Here is a 12513-nt window from a genome sequence, read left to right as displayed (position 1 = left end):
AGGGGAATCGAACCCCTGTTACCAGGATGAAAACCTGGCGTCCTAACCCCTAGACGAACGGACCTTTATTGCTTTATTGCGGATGCAAAAGTACAACATTTTTTCAATCTCGCAAGAACAACTCTATTTTTTTTCGATTTTTTTTTAGTACGCTTTTGCAAAAAGCACCCTTCCTTTTGAAAGAGAACCAGTTAGCACACACTTGCCTTCTTCCTCTTTTCTATCCAATGGAATACAACGAATCGTAGCTTTGGTAAGGTCTTTAATCTTTTCTTCGGTTTCTGCCGTTCCATCCCAATGCGCCGAAACAAATCCGGTTTTATTTTCAAGCACATCCTTAAACTCCTCAAACGTATTTACCTCGGTTATATGCGCGTTTCGGAATTCTAACGAACGTGCAAACATTTCTTCCTGGATCGTCTCTAATAAGTCCTGAATATACGTTACCGCACCCTCTTTAGCAACCACTTCTTTTGTCAACGTGTCACGTCTTGCAATTTCATAGGTTCCATTCTCCAAATCGTTCGGACCAATAGCAATTCGCACCGGCACTCCTTTTAACTCATATTCATTAAACTTCCATCCCGGCTTATGCGTCGTACGGTCGTCGTATTTTACAGAGATTTTCAGTTTGCGTAATTGTTTCACCAATTCGTTTACCTGAGCCGAAATTGCCTCCAATTGCTCATCGGTTCTATGAATCGGAACAATAACCACCTGGATTGGCGCTAAGTTTGGCGGCAATACCAGACCATTATCATCGGAATGTGTCATTACTAGGGCTCCCATCAAACGGGTAGATACTCCCCATGACGTCCCCCATACATGTTCCAGTTTCCCTTCGGCATTCGAAAATTTCACATCAAACGCTTTGGCAAAGTTTTGCCCTAAAAAGTGCGACGTACCTGCCTGTAACGCTTTTCCATCCTGCATTAATGCTTCAATACAATAGGTTTCATCCGCTCCTGCAAAACGCTCGGTTTCCGTTTTAATTCCTTTTACTACCGGAATAGCCATAAAGTTTTCCGCGAAATCGGCATATACATTCATCATCTGTACCGATTCCGACAATGCTTCCTGTTTGGTAGCATGTGCCGTATGCCCTTCCTGCCATAAAAATTCGGCCGTTCTTAAAAACAAACGCGTTCTCATTTCCCAACGCACTACATTTGCCCATTGGTTAATTAACAACGGTAAATCGCGATAGGATTGCACCCATCCTTTATACGTACTCCAGATAATTGCTTCACTGGTTGGACGAACAATCAATTCCTCTTCCAGCTTCGCATTTGGATCTACTATTAATTTCCCTTTATTTTCAGGATCATTTGTCAGTCTATAATGAGTTACAATCGCACATTCTTTCGCAAACCCTTCTGCATTTTTCTCTTCGGCTTCAAACATGCTTTTGGGAACAAACAACGGAAAATATGCGTTCTGATGTCCTGTTTCTTTAAACATTCTATCCAATTCGGCTTGCATTTTTTCCCAAATAGCATAACCGTATGGTTTAATAACCATACAACCTCTAACTCCTGAATTCTCAGCCAGGTCTGCTTTGACAACCAGTTCGTTATACCATTTCGAATAATCCTCTGATCGTTTTGTTAAGTTCTTACTCATTTTGATTAGTTTGGCACAAATATTGTTTTACTTATTTTAACTAAATAGTTTGACAAAACTAACTATTTTTGTGTTGTCCAACAATAAAAATACCCAGAGATATGAAAACTTATTACCTATCCAGCAGAAAACTATCCATTTACTCCGTAATTGGATTCTTCGGACTTGTGGTATCCTCCTGTGGTTCTTACCAAAACGCGTCTTACTACGATCATGACGGTGTTTACGGTTCTGAAAGACCGCGAAGCGATTACAACAACAGATACAGCGAACAGAACATGGCGCAAGCCAATAATTACAAAGACTACTTCAGCGACCTTCAGAAAGATGCTAATAACGGTGTTTTTACAGATGTGGACAATTACTCTTCTCAAGATCAGCAGGATTCTATTTCAAATGTAACCACCAACCGCGATCAGTATGCCGGTACTACCGGATATGCCGGATGGGGTGACAATTCAAGTAATATTACCGTTAACGTATACAACAACGACCCATGGTACTGGAACAGAGGTTACTGGAATTCCTGGTACACTCCTTATTATGGATGGGGATGGAATGGCGGTTACTACGGTTCCGGATGGAGCATTGGTCTGGGATGGGGATGGAATTCCTGGTATGGACCAAACTACGGATGGGGCTGGAATAACTGGTACGGACCGGGATGGGGTTGGAACAACTGGTATGGACCAGGATGGTACAATGGTTACTACAACAACCGTGTTTATAATGGCGGACCAAGAGGCGGATCGGCCTACTATAACGGACGATACAACAACTCCGTATACGGATACAATAACGCCGGAACCCGTAATTACAACAGCCGCAGAGATGTTGACTTCAACCGAACTTATGGTACCGGAACAAGAGATTACAACAATTACAACAACGGAACCCGTAACTATAATAACGGAACGCGAAATTACAACAATGGCGCTACACGGGATTACAACAACACTAACAGTTCCGGAACCCGTAATTATAATTACAACAACAATAACAACAACTCCGGAACCCGTAATTACAATTACAACAACTCCAACAATAGCGGAACCCGTAGCAACAGTAACTATTCTGCTCCTACGCGAAGCTATAATAATTCCGGAGGCAACTTTGGTGGTTCCCGTGGTGGCGGAAGCTTCGGCGGCGGTGGCGGAGGTGGAAGATCCGGCGGTGGCGGAAGACGTTAATCAAATCCTGTAAGTTTTAAAAAAGTACATCCTCATGAAAAAATATATATTTACAGCTATTACTGCCCTATCCGCAGTAATAGCCTCCGCACAGGAGCTGGCTCCATCTGACGGACTGCGGTATGCTATGGACAATTTAAACGGAACTGCCCGATTCCGCGGTATGAGCGGTGCCTTTGGAGCCGTTGGTGGCGATATGTCGGCCATACATGTTAACCCGGCCGGTGGTGCTATCTTTAACTACAATACTGCTGCGGCTACTTTAAATTTGTTAAGTACCAAAAGTAATTCCCGTTATTTCGGAACAACTACAAATGACCGTGATACTTCATTCGACCTGAATCAGGCCGGTGGTATCTTTGTTTTCCACAATCAGGATCTTAGTAGCGGATGGACCAAATTCACTTTCGGGATTGCCTATGACAATGCCAATAACTTTGACAATAGTTTTAATTACAGAGGAACCGGCACCCGTTCAATCGATCAGTTTTTCTTAAATCAGGCTAATGGCTTACCAGTTGGTGTAATCGACAACAATTACCGATATGACGAACTGAGCTTTCAGGATCAACAGGCCTATTTAGCTTACCAGACCTATCTTATCGACACCAGCACGTATCCGTTTAATCCGGACAACCCGAACTATGTTTCCAATGTTCCGCAAACCGGAAGTTATGCGCATCAGAATTATGTTAACACAAACGGTTATAACGGAAAACTGGCTTTTAACTTTGCCAGTTCCTATAAAGACCGCCTTTACATCGGACTTAATCTGAATGCCCATTTTACCGATTATACTAAAAACTCAACGGTTTACGAATCCAATAACGGCCCGGTAAACACCGATCCGAATTACGCTACGATTCGTCAGATTCAATTTAACAATGACACACACACCTACGGAAGTGGTTTCTCGTTTAACATTGGTGCTATCGCTAAAATTACCGATGAATTGCGTTTAGGTGCGGCTTACGAATCACCAACATGGTATCGTTTAACAGACGAATTGTCACAAAGTTTATACACTACTTATGTTGCTCCGGCCAATTCACCAACAAGTCCGGGTGCTACGCGATCGGCTTCGCTTAATCCGAATATCGTAAACGTATATCCAACTTATACGCTTCAAACACCGGGTAAATTCACTGGAAGTTTGGCGTATATCTTCGGAAAATCCGGCTTGATCAGCTTTGATTATGGCGTTAAAGATTACAGCAATATCAAATTCAAACCAAACAATTCGTATAATAGTTCTTTAAACGATGTTTATAAAAATACACTAACCACCGCACAGGAATTCCGCGTGGGTGCCGAATACAAAATCAAACAGGTAAGCCTTCGCGGCGGGTACCGTTTTGAAGAAAGTCCGTATAAAGACGAAAAAATTGTAGGTGACTTAAAAGGATATTCTGCCGGTATTGGTTATAACTTTGGCTCTGCCCGATTGGATTTTGCCTATGGTCATTCACAAAGAGAAATGGACGTTCCATTATTATCCAGCATGACCGATTCTGCAAGAATTAATAGTAAAATAGATTCCTTTACACTTACCTATACGGTTGGTTTCTAAAAATAAAAACACAAAAAAAAAGGCGGTTTCTATAAGAAGCCGCCTTTTTTGTATCAAATCGTCTGGAAATTATAGCCTCGAAAGCAATAAGAAATAGTAAAACATCATAAATTTCACCTAACGATGATGATGCTAATTATAAAAAACGTAATTTTGCACTCCAATTTTTCAATTCTATGAGAACCAAGTCTTTAAAGAAAAACAAAATCAATGTCATCACTTTAGGTTGTTCTAAAAATGTTTACGACAGCGAAGTACTGATGGGTCAGTTAAAAGCCAGCGGTAAGGACGTGCAACACGAAGCCCCTAAAAATGATGAAGGAAACATTATTGTGATCAACACTTGTGGGTTTATCAATAATGCCAAAGAAGAGTCTGTTAATACGATTCTGGAGTATGTCGACAAAAAAGAACAGGGTATCGTAGATAAGGTTTTTGTAACCGGATGTTTGTCGGAACGGTACCGCCCGGATCTTGAAAAAGAAATCCCGGATGTGGATCGTTATTTCGGAACTACCGAATTACCCTTGCTTTTAAAAGCTTTGGGAGCCGATTATAAGCACGAACTTTTAGGAGAACGTCTAACGACAACGCCTAAAAATTATGCTTATCTGAAAATTGCCGAAGGTTGTGACCGTCCGTGTAGTTTTTGCGCGATTCCGCTAATGCGCGGAAAACACGTATCGCAACCGATTGAAAAACTGGTAAAAGAAGCCGAAGGTTTAGCCGCCAAAGGTGTAAAAGAACTGATTTTAATCGCTCAGGATTTAACCTATTACGGGTTGGATTTATATAAAAAACGAAATTTAGCCGAGTTACTGGAAAATCTGGTACAAGTGGAAGGAATCGAATGGATTCGTTTGCATTATGCCTTCCCTTCCGGATTCCCGATGGATGTGTTGGACTTGATGAAACGCGAGCCTAAAATCTGTAATTATATCGATATTCCATTACAGCATATTTCGGATAATATTCTAAAATCGATGCGTCGTGGAACAACGTATGAAAAAACGACCAAACTGCTAAAAGATTTCCGCGAAGCGGTTCCGGGAATGGCTATCCGTACTACGCTAATCGTAGGTTATCCGGGTGAAACCGAAGAAGATTTCCAAATCCTGAAAAACTGGGTCGAAGAAATGCGTTTTGAGCGTTTGGGTTGTTTTGCCTATTCACACGAAGAGAATACCCATGCGTATTTGTTGGAAGACGATGTACCGGAAGAAGTAAAACAACAACGTGCCGCTGAAATTATGGATATTCAAGCGCAAATTTCATGGGATCTGAATCAGGAAAAAATCGGACAAACGTTCCGTTGTATCATCGATCGTAAAGAAGGTGGTTACTTTATCGGACGTACCGAATTTGACAGTCCGGACGTGGATAACGAAGTGTTGATCGATGCGACGCAACATTATTTAAAAACCGGTGATTTTACAATGATCAAAATCACGGATGCCACAGAATTCGACTTATACGGGGAACCGGTACAAGCATAAAAACAAAAAGCTGTCTAAAATTAGACAGCTTTTTTAATTATAATTATAACACCTGACAGGTTTTAAAAACCTGTCAGGTGTGTTTTTTTATTGCTTTACGATTTTAGTCCAGCTTTTATTTCCATCGACTGTTGTTACCGCTAGCAGATACACCCCACTACTCAAACGACTACAGTCTAAAGAAGCCATTGTTGCATTTGGTTTTTCGGTTCCCACCAAGGCTCCACTAAGCGTATATACCTGGATTTCCTGAATAACCTGATCTGGCAATGTCAGATATACGTTATCACGAACCGGATTCGGATAAACCGCTATCGTTTTTGCATTATGATCATCAATATTTAAAACCTGACCATTACGGTATAATTTGGCTACCGCTGTCGTTCCGGTACCAATACCGGTGATCAAAACATCCTTATCACCATCATTATCCACATCGGCAAATACAATATTTCCGGTAGAATGCGAGGTAAACGGCATATCTTCCATTTTTATGTAGCCACCCGTTCCATCATTCAAATATAAATTCGCCTCCTGTATGTTGTTTCCAGTTGTGGTTTCGGAATATTTCCGTCCCATCGAAAGAATATCCTGGTAACCATCATTATTGACATCCGCAAAAGCGATCGCCAAATTATCACCTATCCCTACAAATGGCATTCCTTCGGCCATTGTAAAATTCGCATTTCCGTCATTATAATACAATTGCATACGGAACCAAAGTGCCGGATTTCCGGACGATGAAGGCATATTCCCGGCTATCAGTAAATCCTGATCGCCATCGTTATCCACATCCGCCAAAGCCACCTTTCCCAATAAAGCCGTTATAGCCGGTTGCGGATGATGCGCAAAAACACCACCACCCTGATTTAGAAATATTCTGATATTAGTAGCCGTAGCATTAATACCTACTTTTCCCGATGTTACAATATCCGGTTTCCCGTCACCATTCACATCAGCCACCACCACAGAAGCCAGATACATACCGTACGATTCCAATCCGCTTTGAAGATTACGTGTAAATATTCCGGTTCCATCATTTGTATATAATGCCATCGCAAAACCATTACTGGTATACATTCCGGTTATCAGAATATCCTGATCACCGTCGTTATCAAAATCGGCCATATTCACATCACCGTTCATTGTCCCGATAAAGTTCGAATTTGGCGACAAACTAAAGTTGCCGGCACCGTCATTCAGATATAATTTTGCATTAACGCCATTTGCACTTCCCGCAACGATCAAATCCGGAAATCCATCGCCGTTAACATCGCCAAAAGCGGCACCGCCTTCACGGCACTTTATAAACGTTTGATCATCGTGAAGCGTAAAATGACCGGTTCCGTCGTTTTTATACATCCGACTACTACCGGCATTCGGACTTCCGCCCATGGCAAATAAATCCAGATCGCCATCGCCGTCAATATCGGCAAACTTGCAGGTGCTGTACTGAACCGGAACAATTCCCGAGTTTGAAACCAGTGTAAAATTTTGGGTAAAAGCGCTAAAGGAACCTAATAGCGTTATGGCAAGTAGTGTTTTTTTCATAGGGTATTTTGGTTAGGGATTCGCAATTCTCAATGGGTTATTTTCGGATACCCTATAATTGCTTTATTTCTGCTCACCCCTATTCCATCCGCTACATTTAAAAAAACAATTATGCGTACGCCTCCAAATGTAACCAAAAAAGCCAAAAACTAAACTATATTCATTTTTTTAACAATTAAAATTATTTAATTATAACAAAATTAAAATAAGCAGCAATAAAATTTCAAATCAATTTTATTATATCACAGCGTCGAGAAAATAAATTACCGAAACAATCGGGCATAAAAAAACCGCCCTGGAAATTCCAAGGCGGTTTTCGCATTTCAATCTAATAATTATGAACTAAATAACTGTTCCTTTGAATACAAGCACTTTTGGTGCTTCTTCTGCATTGGTTGTAACCGTTACCGTTTTGGTAAACACCCCTTTTGCAGCAGCGTTAAAAGTAGCTGTGATTTTTGCGTTTCCGTTTGGTGCAATTGGCGTTTTAGTATAATCGGTTGCCGTACATCCGCAAGACGCTTTTACATTTGTGATGATCACTGCAGTTTTACCAGTGTTTTTAAATTCGAAGTCGATTTTAGCTGGTTTTCCCTGAGGAATTTCTCCTAAATCGATTGTCTCACTTTTCCATTGGATTGGTGATCCTGCGTTTACAGAAACAGCTACCGTTTCGTTTGTTTTAACCGGGTTTCCGGCAAATGACATTAATCCTAATGCTAATGCTAAAACTGAAAGTTTGATCATTTTCATAATTTTGTATTTTAAATTATTATTATTTTGTTGGTTCATTGTGATAGTTCAAAAGTATCTCAGTCTTGCCAAGGTTGCTGTTAACCGTTTTTAAAAGTTTGTTAATGACTTGTTAACAGGGTAAAAAAAGTATATTTTTCAGTAATATTACACTACTCAACAGTACAGATTTTGAAAATTAACCGACTTAACAGTATTATTATTCTCGGATTGGTAGCCATTGTGGGGATTATCATCGCACAATTGCTTTGGACCAAAGAGGCTTTTAATCTGGAAGAGAAGAAGTTCACGCAGAAAGTACATATCGCATTACTGGAAGTCGCTAAAAAACTTTACGAAGGGAAGAATCACGAACTTCCGGCCAATAGTCCGATTAATAAAGTCTCAAACGATTATTATATCGTTAATGTCGACAATGATTTTGAACCGGAAATACTCGAATATTATTTAAAAACGGTTTTTAAAAAGTTTAATATTACCACCGATTTCGAATATGCCATGTACAATTGCGAAAGTGATGAGATGGTTTATGGAAATTATGTCGCGATTAGCGATACTTCCAAAAAGGAAAATTCGGTTTATTTTCCAAAACACAAAAACCTGGTTTATTATTTTGCGGTTCGCTTTCCCAATGAAACCTCCTATCTCTTCAGTTCCCTGAAATTTTGGTTTATGCTTTCTTTTGCCTTGATTGTGATCCTGATTGTCTATGTATATTCTATTTTTACCTTATTACAGCAGAAAAAATATTCGGAGTTGCAACGCGATTTTATCAATAATATGACGCATGAGTTTAAAACGCCGCTTTCTTCGATTTTGATTGCCTCAAATTACCTCAGCAAACAGGAACCAATACAAAAGGATCCAAAACTGGATAAATATGCCGCTATCATTATTGAACAGAGTAAAAAACTGAACCATCATATCGAAAAAATATTGAATATTGCGAAGTCGGACGATACGCCATTAAAACTTCAAAAAAATGACATTTTGTTGGCTTCCGTATTACAGGATGTCACCGAAAACATACAATTACGTTATCCGGAAGCCCATATTACAGTGACAAATCCGGACGAATCGCTACAGATTTATGGCGATGAATTCCATTTTACCAATATCGTGTACAATCTGATTGATAATGCGGTAAAATATTGCGAAATCTCTCCGGAAATTCATATTACGGTTAGTCGGGAAGCACATCGCATCCGACTGGTATTTACCGATAACGGAATTGGTATTTCTCAAAAAAATATTTCTTTTATATTTGACAAATTCTACCGGATTCCGAGTACGAAAAGTAACGAAGTGACCGGTTTTGGACTAGGATTGTACTATGTACATAAAATCTGTAAGCTTCATAACTGGAAAATAACAGCCAAAAGTCACCTTGAAAAAGGAACAACCATAACCCTGATAATACCTGAAAAATAATGTCAAAATATAAAATCCTATACGCTGAAGATGATGAAACCCTGGCTTTTCTAACCAAAGATAATTTGGAACTGAACGGTTATGACGTTTTTCATTGTCCAAACGGGGAAAATTGTCTGGAACAATTCAAAGCCGGTTCCTTTGACATTTGTATTTTGGATATTATGATGCCGAAAATCGACGGTTTTGAATTGGCTGCCGCCATTCGGCAAATCGATACGGAAATCCCGATCATTTTCCTTTCGGCTAAAACACTAAAAGAAGATCGGATTAAAGGATTACGACTAGGTGCCGATGATTATCTTGTAAAGCCTTTTAGTATCGAGGAATTGTTACTAAAAATTGAGATTTTCCTAAAACGCTCGCAAAAGAAAGTGGTACCCGAAAAAAACAGCTATACTGTTGGCGCTTTCCAGTTTGACGCTGAAAATTATACCTTGAGTAAAGGTTCGTCTAAAACAGTACTGACACAACGCGAAGCGGAGCTTTTAAAATTATTTCTGGATAACAAAAATACCGTACTAAAACGGGAACAGATACTCACGGCCTTATGGGGTACCGATGATTATTTTATGGGGCGTAGTCTTGATGTTTTTATCTCCAGACTTCGCAAATTGTTATCGGAAGAAGATGGTATACAAATTGAAAACCTACACGGTATCGGTTTTAAGTTTAATATAAAAGCCTAACGTACTACAATGCCAGAAGACCGGAGCTTCGTAAGGTATTAATTGGTTTTGAATACCAAAACAATTCAAAATCTTCACGAGCTGTATTTTCATAATCGGCTTTTACCTCGTTAAATGTCAGTATTTTATTTTGAGTAACCGAAATTTTTGGCAAAACTGCTGTTAGCCAATCCGCATCATCTTTATTAACCTGAATCGCAAAACTTTCTTTTTTATCGTGAAAAGTCAGACTCGCCATTTCGAACTGTCTTCCTTTTTTGTTTTTGGTAAAATACGATACAGCCGGTTTGCCACCTGTCCAGACAATTTTAGCCGTTGGTTTTACGGTAAAAGTATCTTCATCCTGTAAAGCATTATAAATATAATCCGGCGAAACTTTTGTTCGTGGTACTTTAAAATCGAACCAATCCTGCAAAGAGTAATCAAAACAGATTCCGTGCATATAATTAAACAAGGATTTTTTTAATCCAAAACTGAATTTATCGTGATTCGTACCGGTTTTATCAACATGGACAATATCATTGTTCGCAAAAGATCCGATTGCCTCCGTTTCTTTTAGTACGCCAAATTTTTCGGGATACATCCCGACGGGGCTATGAGCCGTCATCGCAAATTGATGCCAAAATCCGGATTGTAAAATTCCGAGTTCGAATAATTGCCGTACCATTTCCAGACTATCAATAGTTTCCTGTGCCGTTTGCGTTGGAAAACCATACATCAGGTACGCATGTACCATAATTCCGGCTTCGGTGAAATTGCGGTTTACCCGCGCTACCTGAGCTACCGTTACTCCTTTCTGAATCAACTCCAGTAAACGGTCGGAAGCCACTTCCAATCCGCCGGAAACAGCAATACAACCGGATGCTTTTAATAGCAAACACAGGTCTTTTGTAAAGCTTTTTTCAAACCGGATGTTGGTCCACCAGGTCACCGCCAATTTTCGTTTTAATATTTCCAGCGCTACCGCACGCATCAAGGCAGGTGGTGCTGCTTCGTCTACAAAATGGAAGCCGTTTTGCCCGGTTTGTGCAATCAGCTCCTCCATTCTGTCCACTAACATTTTGGCCGCGACAGGTTCGTAAACTTTAATATAATCCAACGAAATATCGCAAAAAGTGCATTTCCCCCAATAGCATCCATGTGCCATTGTTAGTTTATTCCAGCGTCCGTCGCTCCACATTCGATGCATCGGATTTACAATTTCAATAACCGAAATATAACGATCCAACAACAGGTCGGTATAATCGGGTGTTCCCACTTCCGATTGTTTGTAATCCCGGCAGGCTGTATTATTGATATAAACCACTTTGCCTTCGTCCAGTATAAAGGTACGTTTCAGTTCTTCCTTACTGATTTTACCATCCACATAAGCGATCATATTTTCTACCGGTGCTTCTCCGTCGTCGAGTGTAATAAAATCAAAGAACTCCATTACCCGTATATCACTAAGGGATCGCAATTCGGTATTCGGAAAACCGCCTCCCATCGCTACTTTAATTTCCGGTCGGTGCTTTTTAATCCATTGCGCACATCGGAAGGCACTGTACAAATTGCCCGGAAAAGGAACTGAAAAAGCTACAATTTTCGGATTTATTACGTTCAACCTTTCTTCCAATAACTGTAAGGTGATTTTATCGATATAAGTGTATTCCTGATGAAGATAGCTGTACAATTCGTCAAAAGAATTGGCCGAACGTCCCAATCGCTCCGCATAACGACTAAAACCAAAATTAGGATCAATGCATTCTACGATCAGATCGGAAATATCTTCCAGGTAAAGCGTTGCCAAATGTTTGGCCTTATCCTGAGTACCCATAGTACCAAAAGCCCAGTCCAATTCTTCCAATTGTGCAAAACGAGAGGCTTCCGGAAGAAAATCTTCCTGGCATATCAAATGCGCCAACGTCGGATTTTTCCCCTGAAGAAACAAAATAACCGGGTCAATTGTTTTAATGTATTCGTCCTGTAACGCTATAATACGCTGACAGTTATCCGATAACGCTTCCGCTTTTTGTTCGCTTTCGGCAAACATTTGGGTTAGTCCTTCTTTTGAAAACAATTTTAAGATAACTTCAATACCCAAATCCGCCTGAAAGGAGGAAATATTTTTGGTATTCAGGAATCCCTTTACGTAGGCCGTGCCCGGATATGGGGTATTGAGCTGCGTAAAAGGTGGCGTGATCAGAAAAATTGTTGTCGGCTTCATTGGC

At 40.2% G+C, this 12513-nt stretch carries 9 protein-coding genes; 5 read left to right on the top strand and 4 right to left on the bottom strand.

Annotated features, from left to right (window positions below):
• Window positions 1–144: 144 nt before the first annotated feature.
• Window positions 145–1623, bottom strand: a complete 1479-nt coding sequence (gene proS, locus Q1R07_RS10680) for a proline--tRNA ligase (RefSeq protein WP_300489763.1) — start codon at window positions 1621–1623, stop codon at window positions 145–147.
• A 101-nt stretch (window positions 1624–1724) separates the two neighbouring features.
• On the opposite strand from proS, the gene Q1R07_RS10675 reads away from it, so the two are divergent.
• The 3 genes from Q1R07_RS10675 (at window position 1725) to rimO (ending at window position 5879) form a co-directional block, all read left to right on the top strand.
• Entirely contained in the window at window positions 1725–2813 is a 1089-nt protein-coding gene (locus Q1R07_RS10675; RefSeq protein ID WP_300489760.1) for a hypothetical protein, read from the top strand.
• 34 nt (window positions 2814–2847) lie between these two features.
• On the top strand, window positions 2848–4383 hold the full coding sequence (locus Q1R07_RS10670) for an outer membrane protein transport protein (RefSeq protein ID WP_300489757.1): 1536 nt from the start codon (window positions 2848–2850) through the stop codon (window positions 4381–4383).
• Window positions 4384–4559: 176 nt separating this feature from the next.
• Window positions 4560–5879, top strand: a complete 1320-nt coding sequence (gene rimO / locus Q1R07_RS10665; RefSeq protein ID WP_300489754.1) for a 30S ribosomal protein S12 methylthiotransferase RimO — start codon at window positions 4560–4562, stop codon at window positions 5877–5879.
• 87 nt (window positions 5880–5966) lie between these two features.
• Here the strand turns inward: rimO and Q1R07_RS10660 are convergent, their stop codons facing one another.
• Complete coding sequence (locus Q1R07_RS10660) at window positions 5967–7430, bottom strand: FG-GAP-like repeat-containing protein (RefSeq protein ID WP_300489750.1); 1464 nt, start codon at window positions 7428–7430, stop codon at window positions 5967–5969.
• Window positions 7431–7772: 342 nt separating this feature from the next.
• Window positions 7773–8183: a DUF1573 domain-containing protein gene (locus Q1R07_RS10655; protein WP_300489747.1), complete on the bottom strand. Its 411-nt coding sequence runs from the start codon at window positions 8181–8183 to the stop codon at window positions 7773–7775.
• A 171-nt stretch (window positions 8184–8354) separates the two neighbouring features.
• On the opposite strand from Q1R07_RS10655, the gene Q1R07_RS10650 reads away from it, so the two are divergent.
• Together Q1R07_RS10650 and Q1R07_RS10645 are read left to right on the top strand one after the other, a co-directional pair.
• A complete protein-coding gene (locus tag Q1R07_RS10650; RefSeq protein WP_300489744.1) occupies window positions 8355–9614 on the top strand; it encodes a HAMP domain-containing sensor histidine kinase in 1260 nt (419 codons plus the stop codon).
• Entirely contained in the window at window positions 9614–10303 is a 690-nt protein-coding gene (locus Q1R07_RS10645; RefSeq protein ID WP_300489742.1) for a response regulator transcription factor, read from the top strand. The genes Q1R07_RS10650 and Q1R07_RS10645 overlap by 1 nt, the downstream gene beginning before the upstream one ends.
• Before the next feature lie 4 nt (window positions 10304–10307).
• Here Q1R07_RS10645 and Q1R07_RS10640 read toward each other — a convergent pair whose 3' ends face one another.
• Window positions 10308–12509 (bottom strand): radical SAM protein, encoded by a 2202-nt coding sequence (locus Q1R07_RS10640; protein ID WP_300489765.1) that lies wholly within the window; start codon window positions 12507–12509, stop codon window positions 10308–10310.
• Between the last annotated feature and the right edge of the window lie 4 nt (window positions 12510–12513).

The organism is Flavobacterium sp., from assembly GCF_030146175.1.
GTDB lineage: Bacteria > Bacteroidota > Bacteroidia > Flavobacteriales > Flavobacteriaceae > Flavobacterium.
Note: the sequence above shows the minus strand (reverse complement) of the source record. Positions and strands in the feature narration are given on the sequence as shown.